We start from the raw sequence: 20967 nt of genomic DNA on the forward strand, positions 1-20967 counted from the left end.
GCAAATGCTTTCAGGTCGCAGGCTGAGATTGCTCTCTCCTCGAATAGATCGCAAATCGCGTCGCGTGGCTGTCCTTTTCGCCCGCCGGATGGTCTTCGGCGCTCACCTGTTCCCAGATTGCAGGATCGATCGGCGGGAAGCGCGTATCGCCCTCCGGGCTTGCCAGCACATGCGTGACATAGAGCCGGTCGGTGATGTCGATCGCCTGCCGGTAGATCTGGCCCCCGCCGATGACGCATATCTCGTCCGCTCCGCTCATGCAGCGGGCTTTCGCCCGGGCAAGCCTCAACGCATCCGCAAGCGAGGTGACCGTCTCTGCTCCTTCCGCACGATAGGCGGGATCTCGGCTGATCACGATGTTGAGCCGCCCGGGCAGCGGCCGCCGCGGAAAGCTCTCCCAGGTCTTTCGACCCATGATGATGGGCTTGCCCATCGTCAACGCCTTAAAGCGCCTCATGTCCGTTGACAGCCGCCACGGCAGCCCGTTCTCGCGACCGATGACGCCATTCTCAGCGATCGCAACGACGATGGCGACGTCCATCAGCCTTTGCCGCCTTGACCGGCCGGCGCAGGTTCGACACCGGATTCACCATCCTCCCAGTCGGCGGGGCGCAGGATCAGGATCTTGAGATCCTTCTCCGGGTAATAATCCTTGGCGGTCATCTCGAAGGTCGTCGGCCCGGTCTTCTTCACGTTCTCGCCGCAGAAGCTGAGGAGGTTTTTCGCGTCGCCCTTGTCGATCGTGAGCTTGAAGTCGTGGATCGTGCCGAGAGCCCAGTTGCCGCCGGTGGTGAGCACGTAGTCGAGCCGCTGCTCCATAAGGAGCGGATAGCCTTCCTTGCTTTCCTTGGCGGCCTTCAACACAGCCTTCTCGAATGCATCGTCGATACAGTATGTGCTCTTATAGTCGTTGGATGTGTAGTCGATCTTGCCGTCCAGGAAGAAATTCAACCCCGAGGTACCGCCAACACTCGGCTTGTAGCGATGCGAAACTTCTATCTCCTTGTTTGCCGGAAACGACGACTTCCACCAATATGTCGATTTCAGCGTCCATAGCGGCGTTCGCACCTTCTTCCATCCGGCGCCGTCGTCATATTCGTCAATGAAGATCACGCCGCGGTCGATCCAGTCCTGAGCGGTATCCTCCGACAGACCTTCGAGCGCTTTGAATACCGGCTCCACGAACGGATTTACGGGAACGTGGTTGTCGCTCAGCAGCTGCGTGACATCGAGGCCCATCGCGATGGCCTTCTGCTCGAGCTCCGGCTTTACATCCTTGCCGTCGACACTGACCTCGAAGCCGAGGAAATTGTCGGATTGGTCATCAGGAATATGGGGACGGTCATAGATCGTTCCCTCGATATCGGGCATCGGAAACGCGACGACTGCGTCGACGTCCTTGTCCGTCTCGTTCTTGAACACGTAGTCGACGACAACCTTTTCTGGCGAGATCGACAGGTTTTCGGAGAGCATCGACACCGCGCCGGTCTGAGACAGGATGATGCCCCCAGTGCCCAGCTCGGCAATCGAATCGTTGGCGAGGGCCGTGCTCGACGCGAGCACCCCACATGCCGCTACTACCCCTCCAAGCATTTTCTTCGCCCTCCACCCACTGGCCGATGCTAGATCTAGCCTGCCCAAACCCCTGGTGCAAAGCCGTTCGATGGGTGGATTTTCAGGACTACAGGGTTTCTATCAGGCGCTCACACCGCGATCGGGGCCTTGATCGAGCCATCGGCCACGTAATTGTCCAACCGGAAGTGCTCGTAGCGGAAATCGAAGAGGTCCGTGACCGCGGGATCGATCCACATTTTCGGAAGCGGCTTTGGCGCCCTGAGAAGCTGCTCCCGCGCCTGCTCGAAGTGGTTGGAGTAAAGATGCGCGTCGCCGAGCGCATGGATGAACTCGCCCGGCTTCAGCCCGCTCACCTGCGCCACCATCATCGTGAACAGCGCATAGGAAGCGATATTGAACGGCACGCCGAGAAAAATGTCGGCAGAGCGTTGGTAGAGCTGACAGGAAAGCTTGCCGTCGGCGACATAGAACTGAAACAGGCAATGGCAGGGCGGCAGCGCCATCTGGTCGACCTCGGCCGGGTTCCAGGCCGTCACGATCAGCCGTCGCGAATGAGGATTTTTCTTTATCTGGGCAAGAAGGCTGCTGATCTGATCGATCGTCCGACCATCCTCGCCCGGCCATGACCGCCACTGCTTGCCATAGACCGGTCCGAGGTCGCCGTTCTCGTCGGCCCATTCGTCCCAGATCGAGACGCCGTTATCGTTGAGATACTTGATATTGGTGTCGCCTTTCAGGAACCAGAGCAGCTCGTGAATGATCGACTTCAGATGCAGCCTCTTGGTTGTCGTCACCGGGAAGCCGCGCTGAAGGTCGAAGCGCATCTGGTAGCCGAAAACGGAGCGCGTCCCGGTGCCGGTACGATCGCTGCGATCACCGCCGTTTTCGAGGACGTGCCTCAAGAGATCGAGATACTGTCGCATGGCTCCAGCCGATTCGGGCTAACCTTCAATAGATAGTCGGTGGGCGGCGGCAGTGAAACTGCCGCCACAGGTTTCTCCCAAGCTGAATATCGCGCGACGGTCGGTGCCTTCACAGGCTGGCAAGTTTACCGAGTTCCCTTGCGACCAGATAGTAGAAGGTCACGCGGTGCTTCGAGTGATCGGCTGCCATCGCCCGGCAGACCTTCTCCAGCACTGAATCGGCCACCTTGTCGTCGGTGACGCCGAGCTTCTTGGCGATCCAGTTTGCCTTGACGCGCTCGAGCTCCTTCGGGTCGCCGCAGGAGACCAGCGAGGAATCGCGGTTGCGCAGCGCGATTCCGAGATGCTTCACGATCTTTTCGACCGCATCGGCATCTGCCGCGGCATCGTATTTCTTCACATCCGTAAGATAGTCGGCCATGGGTTCCTCGATCGGTCCGCCGGCACGGACGCCTTGTTCAACGCCGGACCTGTACCCCGCCCACAGAAAACTTCCGGTTGCGGTCGCGCAAAGTCAACCCGCATTCCCCAAGGGAATGCAGGGTTGGCGTCAAAATCGAGTGTGTCAGGCCGTCGGAAGGCCCGAGCGGGCCAGTCGCATCAATGCACACGAAGCCTTTCTGCAGCCCGGCCACTGTCTTGTCGATGACGGTCGCCGCGGGGCCAGACGCGCTTTCAGCCAAGCTCACGGTCGATCGCAATCGATAGCTCGGTCTACAGACATTGCGCCCAGCTCCTAGATGGTCGGTGAGGACGTCAAAAGTTCCGATTCGCAAAAGAGGCAAGAAAATGAAGGTCGGATTCATCGGACTAGGACATATGGGTTCCGGCATGGCCGCAAGCCTGCTCAAGGCCGGTCATGAACTGACAGTCTACAATCGGACGCGCACCAAGATGGACCCGCTCGTCGCGCAGGGCGCCCATCCCAGCGCCAGCGTGTCGGACGCCTGTCGCGGCGACGTCGTCATGACCATGCTGGCCGACGACAGTGCAGTCGAGAGCGTGGTGTTCGACACCGGTGGTATAATTGACAGCTTGGGCGCCGGCGGCATCCATATCTCCTCGAGCACCGTCAGCGTAGCTCTGTCCGAAAGGCTCGCTGAGGCCCACGCGGAGGCAGGACAGCGATTTGTTGCGGCGCCGGTGTTCGGCCGTCCCGATGCCGCGGCAGCCGCTCAGATCTTCGTGGTCGCTGCAGGTCCGCCCGATGCTATCGAAGCCGCGAGGCCGCTTCTCTCCGCAATTGGCAAGAGCACCTTTATTGCTTCCGAAATTCCCAAGATTGCCAATCTCGTGAAGCTCAGCGGCAACTTCCTGCTCGCCTCGCTCATCGAATCGCTCGGAGAGGCTATCGCTTTGGTTGGCAAGGCCGGGGTCGATCGCCGGCAGTACCTCGATTTCCTGACTTCGACGCTATTCGACGTTCCTGTCTACAAGGCCTATGGAGAGCTGATCGTCGAGGCAAAATTCGAGCCGGCCGCCTTCGCAGCCCCACTTGGCTACAAGGATATCCGGCTCGCCATCGCGGCCGCGGAAGGGCTGCGCGTGCCCATGCCGCTCGCAAATCTGCTGCACCAGCGCTTCCTGACGCTGCTCGCTCACGGCGGCGACAAGCTCGACTGGTCCGCGATCGGTCAGCTTGCGGCCAGGGACTCCGGCGAGGTCAAAGTCTGACCTTGCGAGGCCGGGCTTGAATTCTGGGCAACCGGCGTCGAGTTCGCGTGAAAGCTGAGCCTGCCAAATCCTGCACCCCTGACCAAAGGGAACCGTGGATTGGCAATGCGAGCCTTTCATTTTGTCGCGACCGCCCCTATATTCCGCGTGTCAGCTTGCCTGACTATGGCGATAAACGGCCGATGTAATAAGCCATTCGGACCCGGGGGCGGTACCCGGCGCCTCCACCAACAACCGCCGAACCTGCGAGACAGGCGCTGGCGGCTGCTGATGGGGGCGAACTAGGATCGACGAGGGTGTAAAGATCGGACTTTTGCCCGGCATTGTACCACCGTTATCGGGCTAACCTTATAGTTGCCAACGACAACTATGCGGAAGCTCGTCTCGCTGCTTAATGCAGCGCGATCGCTTCAAATCAAGCCTTAGGCCGTCGCAGGTCTAAGCGGGGCTCGGAGGCGCCTGGCAACAGAAGCCTCCACTTCTCTCCCCCTTTTCATCTCCCAAGCGTTCCACTCGGCACCGGCGTCAATCGTCGCGCGTTTCGGCGCGTCTTGACGGCGCATTCGCTCGTCGGCGGCCTCAATTCAAGGAGCAAGCTGTCCATGCCGAACAACTCGGATCGATTCTTCGTGCTGACCGGTGGGCCGGGTGCCGGCAAGACGACACTCATCGAGGCGCTGCGAAGCGCCGGTTTCACGGCAATGCCCGAAGCCGGCCGCGCCATCATCCGAGATCAGCTGCAGATCGGAGGTCAGGCAACGCACCAGAACAATCCCGCGCTGTTCGCCGAGCTGATGCTATCCTTCGACATGCAATCATATCGACACGCGGTTGATGAAACAGGTCCGGTTTTCTTCGACCGGGGGATCACGGAGCTTGTCGGCTACCATGGCATGATGGGCATGCCCGTACCCGCTCACTTCCGGACCGCAGCCGAAAAATTCCGGTACAACGCAAAAGTCTTCGCAGCGCCACCCTGGCCCGAGATCTTCGCGAACGACAGCGAGCGGAAACAGTCGCTTGGCGAAGCCGTGCGGACCCACGATGCCGCGGTGAGGACCTATGCCGAGTTCGGCTACGAGATCGTGGCGCTGCCCGAGACCTCCGTCGAGGAGCGGTTGCGCTTCATCCTGGCCGAGACCGGTCTCGCAGCTCCATTTTGCGGCAGGAAGCCACTTTGAGACTGTGGGAGGCAGTGCGCGTCGCACTGCCTCCCTTGCGGTCGGCGATGGAACGGGAGGACCTATCGCCTGACGATCACGCGCGCCCTTATGCCAGCACGGACGTCTCCTTTTACTCAGCCGGCACCTCGGCCTCGATCTCCGCCACACGGCGCCGCCCGAGCGTCACTTGCGCAAATAGGAAGGCGATCACGGCACAACCGGCGATGCCTGCCACCATCGGCAAAGGCTTGCCGTTGAAGAAAAGGCTGGCGACCGCCATCGCGACCACGCCGGTAGCGAAGTGCAGCGTGCCCATGAGCGCAGACGCGGTGCCTGCGATCTCGCCGTGATCCTCCATCGCGAGCACCGACGTCGTCGGGATCACCAGGCCGAGGAAGCCGTAGCCGATGAAAAGCAGTGACGCCATGACCGCTAGGCTTTCGATGCCCGAAGCCATCACTGCCAACAGCACCACCATGGTCGTCGCATAGGCGGTGACCGCGGCCCGAACGACGCGCTTCAACCCGAAACGCTCTGTCAGCGCGCCGGTCAATTGCGACATCGAGAAGAAGGCGATCGCGTTGATCGAGAAGAAGACGCTATAGACCGTCGGAGACAGCCCATAATAGTCGATCAGGATAAAGGACGAGGTCGACAGGTAGACGAAGAAGCTCGAAATTCCGAAGCCCGCGATCAAGGTCAGTCCCAGGAAGTTGCCGTCGCCCATCAGGAAACGATAGCCGGCCAGCGCTTTGCCTAGCGAGCTGCCAGCGCGTTCCGTCGCAGGCCTGGTCTCCTCGAGCGAGGTCGCGATGAGGATCACTCCGATCACTGCCGCACCCGTGACGGCCCAGAACACGGCCCGCCAGCCGACCGTCTCGATGATCACACTTCCGGTCAGCGGCGCGAGAATAGGCGAGATGCTGAACACAAGCATCAGCAGCGACATCAGCCGCGCCGCATCGGTGCCGGTGTGCAGGTCGCGTACGATCGCACGCGGCACGGCCATGCCGGCGCAGGCGCCGAGCCCCTGGATAAAGCGAAAGGTGATCAGCCACTCGACCGAAGGCGCGAGCGCAGAACCGATGCCGCCGATGATGAACAGCAGCAGTCCACCATAGAGCGGCACCTTGCGCCCGATCATGTCGGAGATCGGGCCGACGATGATCTGCCCGAAGCCCATCGACAGGAAGAAAATCAGGAGGCTCATCTGAACGGCCGCCGTGCCGGCTTGCAGATCCTCACCGATGGAAGGCAGCGCAGGAAGGTACATGTCGATTGCAAAGGGGCCGATGGCCGACAACAGGCCGAGCACCACCGCATTGCGGAGGAATTTGCGCGTCATTGGCAATTGTCTTTCGATAGCCGTTGCGGCAGCAGCGGCGCCTGATTCGGTGGATGTCTTGTGCCTGGGTGCGACGATAGTTCCGCCTGCCCCCTATGACCATATTTCTAGACACGCTTGTCCAAAATGGTCAACCAGATGTATCATCAATTATGATGATTGCTGACAAGCGTGCCGCTGATGAGAACCGCAAATCCATGACTGTCATGCCTGCGCCGGGGAGCCATCTTGCCAAACGGCAGTCGATCCTCGACACCGCCGCCTGCGTGTTCTGCCGCGAGGGATACGGGGGCACTAATATCGACATGATCGCCTGCGAGGCAGGCGTGTCGCGACAGACGGTCTACAACCACCATGGCGACAAGGACAGCCTGTTCCGTGCCGTGGTCCACGAGGTGACGGAGCGCGTCAATCATCGCGTGTTCGAGACACTGGCCACGTTTCCCGACCAGCCGCGAGACCTCGGAGCGGACCTCGCCGCCTTCGCAGTGCGCTTCAATAAGAACTGCATCTACGACCGCGATGGCAAGTTCCTGCGGCGGCTGGTGGACACCGAAGGCGAGCGCTACCCTGAGCTTTTCGCGGAATGGCGCGAACAGGGGCCGGGCAAGACCTGGGCCGCGCTGGCTGCCCGTTTCGCCCGGCTGGCGCATGCCGGCTACCTGGAGATCGAGGACCCGGACCTTGTGGCGCGCCAGTTCCTCGCCTTGATAAACGCCGATTTCAAGGTCGCGACACTGCTTGGCGAGATGCCGAGTGATGAAGAAATCGAGCGCTCGTCGGCAAATGCCGTCTCCATGTTTCTGCGCGCTTATGCGTGCCGCCCATCCGGAACTGCTGCCGCGCGCGACAAATCGGCTCTCAAAGCTTGATGCCGCTTGCCGCGCACCACATCAAGGTTTACGGCGGCGCGTCGCTTGATTAAATCTAGGGCGACGATTCAACCGCCTCGGCAACGGTGCATGGCTGACGACCACATTCGCTACGATATTCTGGCCCAGGACGCATTGCGTGGCGTGATGCGCAAGGTTCTGGCTGAGGTCGCGCGCACCGGCCTGCCGGGCAACCATCATTTCTTCATCACTTTCCTGACGAACGCACCGGGCGTGCGCGTCTCGAACAGGCTGCGCGAGCGCTATCCCGAGCAGATGACGATCGTGCTGCAATTCCAGTACTGGGATCTGAAGGTGACCGAGACCGGCTTCGAGGTCGGGCTCTCCTTCTCCGATGTTCCGGAGAAGCTCGAGGTGCCGTTCGCGGCCGTGCGCGGTTTCTACGACCCGTCGGTCAATTTCGAGCTCGAGTTCGACGTGAAGCCGGAAAGCACTGCCAACCTGCCTGCAGAGGCGGCGCCGGAGCCCAAGCCCGAGCCGTCGTCGACAAAGGCCCCGGCAGCAAGCACGCGCAAATCCGAATCGAAGGCGAAGTCCGAGCCTGCAGAGAAGCCTGCCGAAACGACATCGGAAACCGGCCAGAAGGGCGCCGACGTCGTCTCGCTCGACGCCTTCCGCAAGAAATAGCTCGCCTGATGGCCGAGACTGTCAATCTCCGCCAGTTCCGCAGACAAAAGGCGCGGGCAGACGCTGAAAAGCGCGCCGAGCAGAACCGTGCCGTCTCAGGCCGCACAAAGGCGGAAAAGCAGCGCGATCGGCTTGAGAAGGATTCTGCACGCAGCTTCCTCGACGGCCATCGCCGCGATCGGTCCTAAGCAGGTTCCGCAAAAGTGTCCCACGATTTTGCGATGAGAACCTGCGACAAGGAACCTAAGCAGGCATTCGTGGGCTGTCCACGAATGCCTGCTTAGTCGACAAGTGAGCTACGTCGTTAAGCGGTCGGTCACGATCAAGGGCCACCGTACCAGCTTTTCGCTCGAGCAGCCTTTTTTCGAGGCGCTGACGGCGATTGCAGCCAGGCGCGCCCTTTCACTCGCCGCGCTCGTAGCCGAGATCGATAGCAACCGGCCTAAGGGTGCCAACCTTTCGTCGGCGCTCAGGGTATACGTGCTGGAGGACGCTCGCAGTTAGAGCGGCAGGCGATCCTATCCGGACGCGACGCTCTACCGCTCAATTGTCGAGCGACTTCAGGATATCGCTGATCGCGTCGGGGTTGAAAGGCTTCAGAGCCGGCTGCGAAGGGGCTTGCAGTGGCGGGAGCGGCGCACGTTCTATGTCCGATTTGCCGTCTGATTTCTGCTTGGCCGCGTCATTGGCGACGTCGGTTTCAGAGCCCGCCTTGATCTTCTGCTGCTCCTCGGCCTTGCGCTTTTCTTCCTCCACCCGGCGCCGAGCCTCAGCCTCCTGCTGGCGACGCGCCTCATCGGCAGCAGCCTTCGCGGCATCCTCGGCCCTCGCTGCCTCGTCTGCCCTGCGCTTGGCTTCTTCCTCAACAGCGGCCTTGGCCGCTTCTTCCGCAGCCTGAGCGGCTGCGGCTCTCGCTGCCTCCTCGGCCTTGCGCCTCTCCTCAGCTGCGCGGCGCGCCTCTTCCTCTGCTCTCCTCTGGGCTTCGGCAGCCCGGTCGCGCTCGAATTGCAGCGAAGCGTAGTAGCGGACCTCGCGCCGTAGCCGCTGCTTTTCGATCAGTGAGGCCTGCAGCGCCTCGACCCGCGCCTGCTCGCGTTCCAGAGCACGCTGTGTAAGGAACTGCGCCAGCGCTTCGGTGTCGTACCTGCCGGAAAGCGCAGCGAGAGGCCCTTCGACCGTGAAGCCGACAGACGGGTCGGAGCCGACCAGCGCCTCGTCTCCGGCCGAAAAGGTCACCGACCCTGTTGCGGCAATTTGACGTGTGGTGAAATCCACCTTGAGGTCGGACGAGATCTTTGCCTTGCCGGTATCGAGCGTGACCGGCGGCGCCCTGAGCACGCCTGCGGCCAAGCTGAAGGCAACCTCGACCGTCGGCGCAGCGAGCGTGCCGGAGGACACGATAGGTGGCGCAAAGGCGGCGGTGCGCTTCGCGTCGATGTCGCGGCCAATTTTATCGGCGCCGGCAAGCAAAGCAGGGAAGGCATCGGCGTTGATGTGCGGGATCTCGAGCTTCTCGAGCGTCGCGGTGCCCGAGCCGGATAGTGACGCAAACAGCGCCTCGACCGACTTGCCGGTAGCCGTCAGCGATGCGGTGAGGTCACCCTGCCCGCTTAAGCCGCTTCCCTCGAACAACTGACCGAGATCCGCACCGGCGAGCTTGAACTGCGTGGATACGAGCGCACTGCCATCGTTGTTTTTCGCCTCGAGCAGGCCCGTGAGCGCGCCCCCGTCCAGCTTACCGGTCAGATCGGAGAACCGGATGCCGTCCGGCAGGACGGCAGCCTGCACATGGGCATCCTCGATCTGACCGAACAGGCCTGCCGATACCGAGCTGAAGCTCAGATCGAGGTCCGCCGTGAACGGCAAGGCAGCCTTCGGCTGGAACGGCGTCGATGGCCAGCCGTTTGCCGCAGGATGCAGTGCCGCCTCACCGACCACCATCGCCGCGACCGGCTGCAGGTCCAGTGCGGCAACGGCCAGATCCCCGGAAAGGTGAGGCACACCCTCCTTCATCTCGGCATTGATATCGCCGGACACCGGGCCATCTGCCACCACGCCCTCGATCTTCGACATGACGAGCAGGCGTTTGTCGTAGTCGATGTCGGCCTTGAGCGATACCGGCGTGCCGTAGCCCATGCCGGGGAAACTCAGCCCAGTCATCATGAGCCACGGCTCCAGGTCTGCGGCCTCGATGCTTACGGCACCTTTGGCGGAGCCGAGCCCGTCCACCATCTTCAGCGTGCCGTCGAAGGTGGTCTGCATGTCCTCGCCGGTGAAGTCGAGCTTGGTCTTCAGGCCTGAGGCGAGCGTGCCTTCGGCAGTGAGCGTGGACTGCGCGCTGCCGGCGAGCTGGAGCGGCAAGGCGGGCAGGCCGTAGAGTGCCATTAGCGGGCCGGATTCGTCGTTCTCGGCCGAGAAGGAGAGCTTCATCGGCGCGTTGTCGATGGCGTCCAGCGCGCCGCTGCCGGAAGCTGTCAACGTGAAGGCGGTGCCTCCAGCCTTGCCGTTCGCGCTGATCGCAACGCCGTTGCTGCCGTCGTCATTGCGTGCCGCCGTCCCGACGAGATCGATCTCGGTGTCCTTGAAAAGGCGGGCATAGGATTTCGCCCGCTTGTCCAGTTCCGTAAGCAGCGGGTTACGCGGAAATTGGCCAGCCAGCTGCTCGATCATCGGCGCAAGATCCACCGAGATGACCGAGACGTCGATGTTGCCCTGCGGGCGATCGGCAAAGCTCGTCACCTTGCCGGTGGCGCTAACCGTCGCGCCGGCGAGCCCACCTATCGACAGCCTGTCGATCTCGAGGTCGCCCTCGTGGACCCGCAGCGCCGTGTCGATGCTGTCCGCCGTCAGACCATTGGCGCTCACCGGTCCCGCCTTGAGATTGATGTCGAGGTCGCGGTCAGCGAAGCGCTCGCCGCCGGTGTTGCTGACGAACAGCGACGAGAAGGCTGCCAGCCCTTCGACATCGAGTGCGTCGCCCGTCAGCGCTACGCGCATCGACGGGTTGGCATCTGCGGGACTGCTGTTTTCGATGTCGCCGTGGAACTTCGCCTTGCCGAGGATCAGCTCCAGATTGCTGAAGAGCTGCCGCTGCTCGGTGAGGTCGACCTTGGCGTTGAAGCCGGCGGCCGGCAGCCGCCTGATCGCCTCGTCGACATCCTTGGATAGCCATGCTGCGAAGCCCGAGGGCTGGCCGACGGCAAGCAGCATGGAGCCGTTGAAGCCGAAATGGTCCTCGTCGGATCTGAGCAGTCCCGAGACTTCAAGAGCCGTGCGGCCGGGCAGCGCCGCCGAAAGCGCTTTCAGGTTCCAGCCATCGGGCGCAGGCTCGGCCTGCAGCTTCACGTCGCGGATGGTGGTGTCGCCCGCGACTACCGCGGGCAGGTCGACATCTATCAATCCAGGGATTGTCGGTCGCGGCAGCTCCATCAGTGCCGTCCGCAGAGCCGCGACCCGGTCCTTGAGCGTGAGGCCGGCAGGCTTCTTGTCCGGCATGACCGCATCATCGAACTGGACTTGCGCACCGGTCGCCTTCACCTCGAAGCGGGATTCGGCAGTGAAGGCGAGGAATGCCGAGCCATCGGCTGTATAGGGATCGTTCAGCGGCCCCGTTTCAAAGCGGAACTCGTCGAAGGCGAGCCGCTGGTGGTCGAGATCGAGCTTGCCGCGCACGCGCCAGGCGGGCGGCTCGGCCTTCGCCGGCTCGGCGGGCGCTGCACCCCCTGCCGCTTTGTTCTCAGCCGTGCCTTTGGCCTTGGCCTCGCGCGCCTCGATGCGGAACGTGCCGGCATATTGCGCCGCGCCGTGATCGAGATGCACGTCGCCATCGGTTTCGACGGCGATCGGGTAGACCATCGGCTCGGCCCTCACCCTCAATCGCATCGAGCCCTTTTCGTCGACCTTGCCGGTCGACAGTCCGATCCCCGTGCGAATCCCGTCGAGCCTCAGCGATCCATCGACACGCCACGGTCCGTCGAGAGCCTTCGCCGAAACCTCGGTATTGATCTCCGTGAGCATGTGGTCGCGGCCGCTTGCCGCGTGCCTGATCTTCACCTGTCCTTCGGTAATCGTCAGCTTCTCGATGGAGATCTGCGATGGATTCAACGGACTCGAGGGCCTGACAGCCCAGTCGATCTTGCCGTCGCCATCGACCGCCACCGTCATTTTCGGGCGGACGAGCCGCATGTCGAAGATCAGGAATTCGCCACGCATGAAGGGCGCAAGCTCGGAATCCATCGAGAATTCCTCGACTGTCATTGCCGGCTCGCCGTTTTGCCCGCCGCCGACCGCCACGTCGGTAAAGGTGACGGACGGAAAGGGCAGCAGCCTTGCCGTAGCGTGACCCTGGACAGTGACGTTGCGACCCAGGATCGCGCTCGCCTCGCGCTCGAAATCGGCCCGGTAGCTGGTCCAATCGACGAAATAAGGCCCTACCAGCGCCAGGGTCAGCGCCAGCACCAGAAGGCCGCCAAAGATCACAAACAGCCGCGCGAGCAAGACGCTCCCCTTGTAGCTCCGTTGTCGGAGAAAACCAGCCGCACTCTAGCTGCATCAGTCTGTCGATAAAGTGGCACGTTGGGCAAGGGCTGCGGCCGCAAACACACGGATCATTTACCCCTGTGCTCATGATCGGCGATCACGTCTTCGATCACCTGGCGGGGCGTTTTCGCTTCCAGCGGGTTGACGTTCACCTGCCCGGCAAGCGTGATCAGCGCCTTCCAGAGTGTCCAGCCCCGTCCACGGGCCCAGGTCGCATCATTCAGCGGCAGGGCCTTGCGGAATGCGTCCCGGCTTTTCCTGTCAAACAGGGTCCAGGCGATCGCCAGGTCACAAGCGGGATCGCCCACGGCGGAGCAGCCGAAGTCTATGACGGCGGTTAGCCAGCCATGATTGACGAGCAAATTGCCCCAGGCAACGTCTCCATGCACCCAGACGGGCGAGCCGCGCCACGTGGCCGCGAGAGCGGCCTCCCAAACTGCGGTTGCAGCCTCGGCGTCGATCCTGCCGTCGAGCTCCGGGATCGCTCGCCGGGTCTCGGCATCATAGACCGAAAGCGATCCGCCGCGGAAGAAGCTGTGTGGGCCGGGCGGCGGTCCGCCGCCGGCATCGATCCTCTGCAATGCTGTCAGGAATCCCGCCAATTCGACCGCAAATTCGCCTAGGTTGGCGATCCGCCCGATAGTGGCGGTCTCGCCCTCGATCCAGCCATAGACAGACCAGGGCCAGGCATAGCCTTCGCCGGGCGCTCCCATCGCCAGGGGCACAGGAATAGGGAGAGGCAGACGAGGCGCGAGCCTCGGCAACCAGCGATGCTCCTTCTCGACCTGCGCCGCATAACGCTCCGCGCTCGGCATCCGCACGACCATGTGCGGGCCCAAGTGAAAGGTCCTGTTGTCCCAGCCGGCGGGTTCGACCGGCTTGATGGGGAGGTCCGCCCACTGGGGGAACTGCCTGACAATCAGCCTGGCGACCAACGAGACGTCGATGTCGATCCTGTCGGAGGTGGCCTTGGCCGCCTGCTCCGCTCTCATCGTCTCACGCGCGACTTCAGCCAGCGGTCGAAGGTGACGGCGAAGACCAGGATCAGGCCGATGACGATGCTCTGCGTGTAGGACGAGACATTGTTGAATTGCAGCCCGTTCTGCAGCACGCCGATCAGCGCCGCGCCGACCACGGTCCCGCCGACGCTGCCGATGCCGCCGAACAGCGACGTGCCGCCTATGACCACCGCCGAGATCACGGTGAGTTCGTAGCCGATACCGGCGACCGCCTCGGAGGAATTGAGCCTGGCTGACAGCACAAAGGCGGCGAGGCCGGAAAAAAAGCCGACGATCACATAGACCGAGACCAGGATGCGGTCGACGCGAAGGCCGGATAGCCGCGCCGCCTCGGCGTTGCCGCCGACGGCATAGACGGCTCGACCGTAGCGCGTGTAGCGCAAGACGATGTGGCAGAGCACCGCAGCGATTGCGAAGATGATGACGGGCACGGGCACGGGGCCGATCAGGCCGGTGCCGAACCAGCGCATCGCGGGATTGAAGCCCGAGATCGGGCCGCCATTGGAGATCGTCAGCGTCAGGCCCCGAAAGACGGTGAGGCCGCCGAGCGTGACGACGAAAGGCGGCACCTTCAGCCGGGTGATGGCCAACCCTTGCAATCCGCCGGCCGCCGCACCGACCGCCACAGCGGCGAGCAGCGCCGCGAACCAGCCAAATCCTTGCGCGCCGGAATTCTCGAGCGAGAGCGTATTGGCCGTGCCGCCCTTCGCGACAACAGCCGCGACCATGCCGCAGAGCGCGAGCAGCGAGCCCACCGACAGATCGATGCCGGCGGTCAGGATGACGAACGTCATGCCCAAGGCGATCAGCCCGGTTATGGAAATCTGCCTGAGAATGTTGAACAGGTTGATCGGGTCGATGAAGGTCGGCTTCATTGCCGTAAAGACGATCATCAGCGCGACGAGAAAGAGCAATGGGCCGAAATTCACCAGCAGGCGGGCGAAATTGATAGTGCCGCGTTCGACCGGCTCGGTCGTGTCAGTCATGCCGCCTCCCCTTGTGGCTGATCGAGCGCCATCAGTTCCATCAGCTTCTCCTCGGTCGCCTCGACGCCCGCCATCTCGCCGGTGATGCGGCCCTGCCGCATGGTCACGATACGATCGCTCACGGCAAGCACTTCGGGCAGTTCCGAGGAGATCATCATCACGGCTATGCCGCGCGCCGCAAGTTGCACCAGTATCTGGTGCACCTCGGCCTTGGCGCCGACATCGACGCCGCGCGTCGGCTCATCGACGATCAGCACCTTCGGATCGCGGGCCAGCCATCGTGCCAATATGACCTTCTGCTGGTTGCCGCCCGAGAGCCCCTCGATCGCCTGCTCGGGGGACGCCATGCGAATCGACAGCATCTTCCTGAAACCGGCCAGCGCCTCGCGCTCGCGCCGTTCCGCCATCAGGCCGAAGCGGTTCGAGAAGGCGCCAAGCGAAGCGATGGAGAAATTGTGCTGGATGCCGAGCGCGGCGAAAATCGCCTGCTGCTTGCGGTCCTCCGGAACCAGCCCGATGCCAAGTGCCACGGCTTCGCTGGGCGAGGCAGGCGCAATCGGCTTGCCATCCAGAACCATCGTGCCGGCCGCGATGCGGTCGGCGCCGAAGATGGCGCGTGCGAGTTCCGTTCGCCCGGAGCCGACAAGGCCGGCAACACCCAGAACTTCCCCTGCCCTCAGATCAAGGTCGACGCCGTCCAGCACGATGGCATGCGGCGCCTCGGGATCGCGGATCGTGCGCAAGCCGCGGACCGAGAGACGCACATCGCCGGCTCTCTGGCGCTCGGTCGGCTTCGCATAGAGTTCGGAGGCGGCCCGGCCAACCATCCGCTCGATGATCCTGGGCAGCGAAATAGGCCGCCCGCCGTCGCGGTCGAGATGGCCGGCGAGCCGACCGTCACGCAGCACGGTCATGCGATCGCAGATGGCCGAGGCTTCCTCCAGCCTGTGCGTAACGAACATGATCGAGACGCCGTCCTTGCGCAGCCGGCCCATGATCGACAGCAGGCGCTGCACCTCGGTTTCCGTCAGCGCCGAGGTCGGCTCGTCCATGATGATGAGCCGGCTCTCCAGCGACAATGCCCGCGCGATCTCCACCATCTGCTGCTCGGCGACCGAGAGCGCCGAAACAGGCGTCCGCGGATCGATGGCGAGGCCGACGCGCGCGAGAATGCTGCGCGAGGCCTCGCCCATGCGGCGCCAGTTTACCAGGCCCAGACGGCCAAGCGACGCGCGTCCCACAAATATGTTTTCGGCGACGGTGAGGGCCGGGATCAGACTCAATTCCTGATAGATCGTGACAATGCCGTGACGCTTCGCCTCCAGGGGATCGGAAGGCTTGTATTCCTGGCCGTCGAACAGAATCCGGCCGGTGGAGGGGGGCATCACTCCAGACAGGATCTTGAGCAGCGTCGACTTGCCGGCGCCGTTCTCGCCAAGCAGGCCGAGAATCTCGCCGCGCCGCACCTCGAGCGAGACGTCGCTCAGCGCCGTCACGCCCGGGAAATGCTTGGTGATACCCTCTACCGCAAGCAGCACATCGACCGAAGGCGCCACGGCGGCTTCTGATGAGGACAAGCGCTTCTCCGAAACGGATTATGACAATGGACGTTGCGGCCGAGCCGGCATGATCGCGCGACCCGGCCGCAAACGGATTATTGGAAAGACCGCTCTACTTGGTCTCGCCGATGCGCTCGGCCTTGTCGAGGTTGTCCTTGCTGATGACCTCCGGCGTCAGCAGCACGAGCTTGTTCTCCGGCTCCTTCTTGTCGCGGGCATAGGCAACGGCGATGCGCACGGCGGTGCGGGACTGTTCGCCCGGGAACTGCTCGACGGTGCCAGCGAGCTTGCCTTCCTTGACCGCGACCAGCGCCTCCGGCAATGCGTCGAAACCATAGATCTTCACGTCGTTGAAACCGCGTGCGGCGCAGGCCTCGGCAGCGCCGAGCGCCATGTCGTCATTGGCGCAGATGATGGCGTCTGGCTTGCCGTTGGCTGCGAGCCCCGCCTCGGTCACGCTCAGCGCCTCGGCACGGGCGAAGTTCGCCGTCTGCTCGTAGACGATCTGGTACTTGTCCTTCAGGGGATCGAGCACATTGTGCACGCCCTTGTTGCGGTCGATTGCCGGGCCGGCGCCGGGCTGCCCCTGCAGGTGGAACAGCTTGGCGCCGTTCGGGAAGTCCTTGACCATCGCCTGCGCTTCGGCCTCGCCGCCCTTCACGTTGTCGGCCCCCACATGGGCGAGGATGCCTTCGACGCCGTCGACGCGGCGGTCGATCGTCACCACCGGCACGCCGGCCTGCACGGCCTGCTCGAGCGCCGGCGCCAGCGCGTTGACGTCAAGCGGCGAGATCACGATGGCGTTGACCTTCTGCACGACGGCCGATTCGATGTCGGCGGTCTGCTTGGGTGCGGAGTTCTGCCCGTCGCTCTCGATCAGGTTGACGCCTTGCTCCTGAGCTTCCGCTTTGATCTGGTTCAGCATGTGTACGAAAAAAGGAAAGCTGAGGCTCGGTACCGAGCCGAGGATCGTCAGCTTGTCCTGGCCGAAGGCCGCGGGCGCCGCGACGGCAAGCGCACCGAAGGCCGCCGACGACATCAAAAACTCGCGTCTGTTCATATTTTTCCTCCCTGGCAACCGGCCCACGGCAACGGCTCCACCCTGTTCCACGCCGGCGGCCGACCGTAGCGCAAGGTCGAACGCCTGCGCAAGGACGCCAGAGCCGGTTGGACCAACAAGTCGGACAAATCGGAGCACGCCGCACTGCGCAGCCTGGGCTGTAGGTAGTGGGCACGATCTGCGAAGCCCTGCGAATCCGATCGGCAGTTCAGGACGATGGCACCGCCGGCACCACCAAACACTGTGATCGTCGACCGATTACACTTTACCCGGCAAAATCTTCCCTGGATTCATGATGTTCAGCGGGTCGAGCGCCTGCTTGATCATGCGCATGAAGTCGACGCCGGCGCCCATCTCCTCCTCGATGAAGGCGATTTTGCCCTGGCCTATGCCGTGCTCGCCCGTGCAGGTGCCGTCAAACGCGATCGCCCGCCTGTTGAGCCGCGCCACGAACGCCTCCGTCGCCTCGATATCCCCAGGGTTGCCAGGCTCCATCAATACCAGCACATGGAAGTTCCCGTCGCCGACATGGCCGACGATCGGTGCGATGAGACCGTGCTCGGAGATGTCGGCCTCGGTCTCGGCGATGCATTCGGCAAGCCGCGAGATTGGCACGCACACATCGGTCGAAAGCCCGGTCATGCCAGGCTTCAGCGACATCGACGCGAAATAGGCGTCGTGCCGCGCTTTCCAGAGCTTCGCGCGCTCCTCGGCCGCGGTCGCCGAAATGAACGGCCCGCCGCCATATTCGGCGACGATCTCGCCAAACACCGCCGCCTGCTCGGCGACGCCCGCTTCCGAACCATGAAACTCGACGAACAGGCAGGGCGTCTCGGGATAATCGAGCTTCGAATAGGCAATCATGGCTTTCATCTGCAGTTGGTTCGCAAGCTCAATGCGCGCGACCGGAATGCCCATCTGGATGGTCGCAATCACCGCCGAGCACGCGGCCTCCACGGACGGAAATGGGCACACGCCGCCGGCGATCGCCTGCGGGATGCCGTAGAGCTTCAGCGTGATCCCGGTGATGATGCCGAGTGTTCCCTCCGAGCCGATCAGGAGCCGCGTGAGGTCGTAACCGGCCGAGCTTTTCTTCGCCCGCTTGCCGGTCCTCACCACGCGCCCGTCGGCCATCACAGCCGTCAGCGACAGCACGTTCTCACGCATGGTCCCGTATCGCACGGCGTTGGTGCCGGAGGCGCGCGTCGCCGTCATGCCGCCCAGCGTGGCGTTTGCGCCGGGGTCGATGGGGAAGAACAGGCCGGTGTCGCGCAGGTAGCGGTTGAGCTCTTCGCGCGTCACGCCGGGCTCCACCGTGCAGTCGAGGTCGCCCGCATTCACTTCGAGGATGCGGTTCATGCGCGACGTGTCGAGCGAGATGCCGCCGCCGGGCGCATTCACATGGCCCTCGAGCGAGGTGCCGACGCCGAAGGCGATCACGGGCACGCGGTTCTCGGCACAGATCCGGACGATCTCCTGCACCTCCTCGGTGGATTCGGGCCACACCACGCCGTCTGGCGCCTGGGTGGGGATGTAGGAGGTCGTATGCGCATGCTGGGAACGGATCGTCTCACCGGTCTGGAAGCGCTCGCCGAAGCGCTGCTTCAATATGCCGAGCACCGCGGCTATGCCGGCCTCATTGCGTTCCACGGCGGTGATTGTCGCGAGAGACATGTCTACCCCTGCTATCTCATAGTGCGAGCTGATCTAGGCCGTCTGCCGCACCGCTGTCCAATGACAAATATGGGCTTTGGTTGCGCAGTTGTCCGGGTTAGCTATTCAGGCTGGTGGGTGGGGGTGCCCTGATGAATCGCAGAACTTTGATCGGATATTTAGTACTTGCCTTTTGCCTATTGCCCGCATGGGCTGTGAAGTCCGCGACAACTCAAAGTCGAATATCGTGGACGGGCGCGATATTGTTTTTCGCTTTCATAGTAATTGTCGGCAGTTTGGTCAGGAACGCTACCTCACCAGAATCGCTGCCGGGACCAGATTTTCGCCGCTACCAACCCTTTTTTATGCTCGCTGTTGGATTGAGTTTTCTGGCAGCTGAACTCCTTGCTATTGCATTCACCTATGCCGAATCTGGTGTAGGGCTAGCGGGTCGAGCGGGAGTTGTAATTTCGCAAATAGGGTCGACACACATTCCAGTCGTTAGCAAATATGCGACAGCAATGGAGCCACCTCTTTCACCGACCTCACTGTTCAGAGTCCAATCAATTGTGACTGTTTTTATGATCGCTGGACTTTTAACTTCAATAGCATACATTTTGCTCTATTGGAAAATGTCTGTTTCCGAGCGACTGCAACTATATCAATGGGGCCGCCAGAAGCGCCCTTCAAACGCCCTAGTGTTTGGAAGTTTTACTTTTGCGCTTCTGATGGCGCTTGCCGCCATCTTTGGTGGATCTGAATTTGGTGAGCCGACGCCCAAGTTTTGTCTGGTACAGGCTGTTTGCTATGCGCGCGGTGACGATCTTCTTGTCTTTGCAGCAGCTCTAGCAAAAGTAGTTGCGGTTTTTGGTTTTCCACTTGGTGCGTTTGCACTCTATGATGCAAATAGGGTACTCCCAGACTCCAACTCTGCAAATCTGTAGTTGAGGTACTGATGTCGATCCCTGCCCCGTTCACGTCCCGCGTCATGGAGATCGAGAAGGACTGGATCGACTATAACGGCCATCTCAACATGGCGTATTACAACGTGCTGTTCGATCGCGGCGCGGACGAAGGCTTCGAGTTGATGGGGATGGGGCCGAGCTACGCGAAGGAACGGCGGTTTACCTCCTACACGGCTGAAGTGCACATCTGCTACGTGCGCGAGCTCCATCTCGGCGACCGCGTGACCGCCTCGCTGCAGATCCTCGACAATGACGAGAAGCGCATCCGCTTCTTCCAGGAACTCAGGCATGTCGACGGCTGGCTCGCCGCTACTTCCGAGAATTTGATGCTGCATGTCAACATGGCCGGTCCGAAGGTCGCGCCCTTCCCGCCCGACATCCAGGCCAAGGTCGACGCGATGCGCGCCGCCCACGCCGCGCTGCCGGTACCGGAGCGCGCGGGGCGCTCAATCGGGATCAAGAGAAAGAGCTAGCTTCGCGCCAGATCTCCACCACCCCATCAGGCGTTCCGCTGATCGGATCTGTTTCGGGCAAAGCCAGTGCCGCGATCTCGCGGGCGATCCTGTCGTCCTGCATCTCGCCGGGCCTGACGATGTTGCCTTGCTGGCCGGGCGGGTAGCCGCCCGCCATCTGGAAATCGCTTGAGGCATCGAACTTCCGGTGGCCGACGCCGGCCGGGATCACACAGACGTCGCCGATCACGACATCGATCTTGATGCCCTGGTCGCCGCCGAAGCCGATCCGTGCGCTGCCGGACACGCAGGCGAGCACCTCGTGCCCACGCGTGTGGAAATGCCAGAACGGGTAGACCGTGTAGACCCAGGTGCCCTGCCAGCCGTTCTTGCGGTAAAGCGCCGTCGCCGCACTGCCGCTGCGCGTGCTGCCGGGCAGCCTGCCTCGCCAGAATACCAGCGGCAATTCGCTGTTCGGAACGCCGCCGTCGGGCTCGAAAACCTGAAGCATGACATCGTTGCCGGCCATCGCTC

Annotated in this window: 20 protein-coding genes and 1 other RNA gene; 9 read left to right on the forward strand and 12 right to left on the reverse strand. The window is 62.6% G+C overall.

All coding sequences use genetic code 11. The features are described 5' to 3' along the window. Window positions 1–10 precede the first annotated feature (10 nt). The 4 genes from SAZ10_RS02885 to SAZ10_RS02900 all read right to left on the reverse strand — a co-directional run bounded on the left by SAZ10_RS02885 (window position 11) and on the right by SAZ10_RS02900 (window position 2919). Window positions 11–541, reverse strand: a complete 531-nt coding sequence (locus tag SAZ10_RS02885; protein ID WP_318607643.1) for a dihydrofolate reductase — start codon at window positions 539–541, stop codon at window positions 11–13. After that, window positions 541–1593, reverse strand: a complete 1053-nt coding sequence (locus SAZ10_RS02890) for a DUF4424 domain-containing protein (protein ID WP_318607644.1) — start codon at window positions 1591–1593, stop codon at window positions 541–543. The genes SAZ10_RS02885 and SAZ10_RS02890 overlap by 1 nt, the downstream gene beginning before the upstream one ends. 110 nt (window positions 1594–1703) lie before the next feature. Then, window positions 1704–2498 (reverse strand): thymidylate synthase, encoded by a 795-nt coding sequence (locus SAZ10_RS02895; protein WP_318607645.1) that lies wholly within the window; start codon window positions 2496–2498, stop codon window positions 1704–1706. 109 nt (window positions 2499–2607) lie between these two features. Then, window positions 2608–2919 carry a DUF2853 family protein gene (locus SAZ10_RS02900; RefSeq protein ID WP_318607646.1) on the reverse strand — a complete coding sequence of 104 codons (312 nt, stop codon included), beginning with the start codon at window positions 2917–2919 and terminating at the stop codon, window positions 2608–2610. 368 nt (window positions 2920–3287) lie between these two features. Here SAZ10_RS02900 and SAZ10_RS02905 point away from each other — a divergent pair, with 368 nt between their 5' ends. The 3 genes from SAZ10_RS02905 (at window position 3288) to SAZ10_RS02915 (ending at window position 5353) form a co-directional block, all read left to right on the forward strand. Next, on the forward strand, window positions 3288–4172 hold the full coding sequence (locus tag SAZ10_RS02905) for an NAD(P)-dependent oxidoreductase (RefSeq protein ID WP_318607647.1): 885 nt from the start codon (window positions 3288–3290) through the stop codon (window positions 4170–4172). Window positions 4173–4282: 110 nt separating this feature from the next. Next, window positions 4283–4652, forward strand: a transfer-messenger RNA (tmRNA) gene (ssrA, locus tag SAZ10_RS02910). A gap of 122 nt (window positions 4653–4774) precedes the next feature. Continuing rightward, a complete protein-coding gene (locus SAZ10_RS02915) occupies window positions 4775–5353 on the forward strand; it encodes an AAA family ATPase (protein WP_318607648.1) in 579 nt (192 codons plus the stop codon). Between the two features lie 112 nt (window positions 5354–5465). Here SAZ10_RS02915 and SAZ10_RS02920 read toward each other — a convergent pair whose 3' ends face one another. Continuing rightward, window positions 5466–6680, reverse strand: a complete 1215-nt coding sequence (locus SAZ10_RS02920) for a multidrug effflux MFS transporter (RefSeq protein WP_318607649.1) — start codon at window positions 6678–6680, stop codon at window positions 5466–5468. Between the two features lie 197 nt (window positions 6681–6877). Between SAZ10_RS02920 and SAZ10_RS02925 the strand changes: the two genes are divergently transcribed. From SAZ10_RS02925 to SAZ10_RS02940, 4 genes are all read left to right on the forward strand, one after another. Continuing rightward, a complete protein-coding gene (locus tag SAZ10_RS02925) occupies window positions 6878–7552 on the forward strand; it encodes a TetR/AcrR family transcriptional regulator (protein WP_318607650.1) in 675 nt (224 codons plus the stop codon). A 90-nt stretch (window positions 7553–7642) separates the two neighbouring features. Further along, a complete protein-coding gene (locus tag SAZ10_RS02930) occupies window positions 7643–8200 on the forward strand; it encodes an SspB family protein (protein ID WP_318607651.1) in 558 nt (185 codons plus the stop codon). An 8-nt stretch (window positions 8201–8208) separates the two neighbouring features. Further along, window positions 8209–8388, forward strand: coding sequence for a DUF4169 family protein (locus SAZ10_RS02935; protein WP_318607652.1), 180 nt, complete (start codon window positions 8209–8211; stop codon window positions 8386–8388). A 103-nt stretch (window positions 8389–8491) separates the two neighbouring features. After that, window positions 8492–8704 carry a ribbon-helix-helix domain-containing protein gene (locus tag SAZ10_RS02940; protein WP_318607653.1) on the forward strand — a complete coding sequence of 71 codons (213 nt, stop codon included), beginning with the start codon at window positions 8492–8494 and terminating at the stop codon, window positions 8702–8704. A gap of 39 nt (window positions 8705–8743) precedes the next feature. On the opposite strand, the gene SAZ10_RS02945 is transcribed toward SAZ10_RS02940, so the two are convergent. From SAZ10_RS02945 to SAZ10_RS02970, 6 genes are all read right to left on the reverse strand, one after another. Further along, window positions 8744–12697, reverse strand: a complete 3954-nt coding sequence (locus tag SAZ10_RS02945) for an AsmA family protein (protein ID WP_318607654.1) — start codon at window positions 12695–12697, stop codon at window positions 8744–8746. A gap of 110 nt (window positions 12698–12807) precedes the next feature. Beyond that, window positions 12808–13731 (reverse strand): aminoglycoside phosphotransferase family protein, encoded by a 924-nt coding sequence (locus SAZ10_RS02950; protein ID WP_318607655.1) that lies wholly within the window; start codon window positions 13729–13731, stop codon window positions 12808–12810. After that, window positions 13728–14744: an ABC transporter permease gene (locus tag SAZ10_RS02955; RefSeq protein ID WP_318607656.1), complete on the reverse strand. Its 1017-nt coding sequence runs from the start codon at window positions 14742–14744 to the stop codon at window positions 13728–13730. The genes SAZ10_RS02950 and SAZ10_RS02955 overlap by 4 nt, the downstream gene beginning before the upstream one ends. Further along, complete coding sequence (locus SAZ10_RS02960) at window positions 14741–16321, reverse strand: sugar ABC transporter ATP-binding protein (RefSeq protein ID WP_318607657.1); 1581 nt, start codon at window positions 16319–16321, stop codon at window positions 14741–14743. Before SAZ10_RS02960 ends, SAZ10_RS02955 begins: the two co-directional genes overlap by 4 nt. A gap of 94 nt (window positions 16322–16415) precedes the next feature. Further along, window positions 16416–17363 carry a substrate-binding domain-containing protein gene (locus SAZ10_RS02965; RefSeq protein ID WP_318607658.1) on the reverse strand — a complete coding sequence of 316 codons (948 nt, stop codon included), beginning with the start codon at window positions 17361–17363 and terminating at the stop codon, window positions 16416–16418. Window positions 17364–17621: 258 nt separating this feature from the next. Next, window positions 17622–19037: an FAD-binding oxidoreductase gene (locus tag SAZ10_RS02970; RefSeq protein ID WP_318607659.1), complete on the reverse strand. Its 1416-nt coding sequence runs from the start codon at window positions 19035–19037 to the stop codon at window positions 17622–17624. 131 nt (window positions 19038–19168) lie between these two features. On the opposite strand from SAZ10_RS02970, the gene SAZ10_RS02975 reads away from it, so the two are divergent. Continuing rightward, window positions 19169–19960 carry a hypothetical protein gene (locus tag SAZ10_RS02975; protein WP_318607660.1) on the forward strand — a complete coding sequence of 264 codons (792 nt, stop codon included), beginning with the start codon at window positions 19169–19171 and terminating at the stop codon, window positions 19958–19960. An 11-nt stretch (window positions 19961–19971) separates the two neighbouring features. Beyond that, entirely contained in the window at window positions 19972–20454 is a 483-nt protein-coding gene (locus SAZ10_RS02980) for a thioesterase family protein (RefSeq protein ID WP_318607661.1), read from the forward strand. On the opposite strand, the gene SAZ10_RS02985 is transcribed toward SAZ10_RS02980, so the two are convergent. Next, window positions 20438–20962, reverse strand: coding sequence for a hypothetical protein (locus SAZ10_RS02985; protein ID WP_318607662.1), 525 nt, complete (start codon window positions 20960–20962; stop codon window positions 20438–20440). The genes SAZ10_RS02980 and SAZ10_RS02985 overlap by 17 nt on opposite strands. Window positions 20963–20967 lie beyond the last annotated feature (5 nt).

Source organism: Mesorhizobium sp. BAC0120, assembly GCF_033542235.1.
GTDB lineage: Bacteria > Pseudomonadota > Alphaproteobacteria > Rhizobiales > Rhizobiaceae > JAWRCU01.

Excerpts from the sequence above, each read along its gene's own strand:
- SAZ10_RS02885 (WP_318607643.1), bottom strand. The coding sequence starts at position 541 with ATGGACGTCGCCATCGTCGTTGCGATCGCTGAGAATGGCGTCATCGGT.
- SAZ10_RS02890 (WP_318607644.1), bottom strand. The coding sequence starts at position 1,593 with ATGCTTGGAGGGGTAGTAGCGGCATGTGGGGTGCTCGCGTCGAGCACG.
- SAZ10_RS02895 (WP_318607645.1), bottom strand. The coding sequence starts at position 2,498 with ATGCGACAGTATCTCGATCTCTTGAGGCACGTCCTCGAAAACGGCGGT.
- SAZ10_RS02900 (WP_318607646.1), bottom strand. The coding sequence starts at position 2,919 with ATGGCCGACTATCTTACGGATGTGAAGAAATACGATGCCGCGGCAGAT.
- SAZ10_RS02905 (WP_318607647.1), top strand. The coding sequence starts at position 3,288 with ATGAAGGTCGGATTCATCGGACTAGGACATATGGGTTCCGGCATGGCC.
- SAZ10_RS02915 (WP_318607648.1), top strand. The coding sequence starts at position 4,775 with ATGCCGAACAACTCGGATCGATTCTTCGTGCTGACCGGTGGGCCGGGT.
- SAZ10_RS02920 (WP_318607649.1), bottom strand. The coding sequence starts at position 6,680 with ATGACGCGCAAATTCCTCCGCAATGCGGTGGTGCTCGGCCTGTTGTCG.
- SAZ10_RS02925 (WP_318607650.1), top strand. The coding sequence starts at position 6,878 with ATGACTGTCATGCCTGCGCCGGGGAGCCATCTTGCCAAACGGCAGTCG.
- SAZ10_RS02930 (WP_318607651.1), top strand. The coding sequence starts at position 7,643 with ATGGCTGACGACCACATTCGCTACGATATTCTGGCCCAGGACGCATTG.
- SAZ10_RS02935 (WP_318607652.1), top strand. The coding sequence starts at position 8,209 with ATGGCCGAGACTGTCAATCTCCGCCAGTTCCGCAGACAAAAGGCGCGG.
- SAZ10_RS02950 (WP_318607655.1), bottom strand. The coding sequence starts at position 13,731 with ATGAGAGCGGAGCAGGCGGCCAAGGCCACCTCCGACAGGATCGACATC.
- SAZ10_RS02955 (WP_318607656.1), bottom strand. The coding sequence starts at position 14,744 with ATGACTGACACGACCGAGCCGGTCGAACGCGGCACTATCAATTTCGCC.
- SAZ10_RS02965 (WP_318607658.1), bottom strand. The coding sequence starts at position 17,363 with ATGAACAGACGCGAGTTTTTGATGTCGTCGGCGGCCTTCGGTGCGCTT.
- SAZ10_RS02970 (WP_318607659.1), bottom strand. The coding sequence starts at position 19,037 with ATGTCTCTCGCGACAATCACCGCCGTGGAACGCAATGAGGCCGGCATA.
- SAZ10_RS02975 (WP_318607660.1), top strand. The coding sequence starts at position 19,169 with ATGAATCGCAGAACTTTGATCGGATATTTAGTACTTGCCTTTTGCCTA.
- SAZ10_RS02980 (WP_318607661.1), top strand. The coding sequence starts at position 19,972 with ATGTCGATCCCTGCCCCGTTCACGTCCCGCGTCATGGAGATCGAGAAG.
- SAZ10_RS02985 (WP_318607662.1), bottom strand. The coding sequence starts at position 20,962 with ATGGCCGGCAACGATGTCATGCTTCAGGTTTTCGAGCCCGACGGCGGC.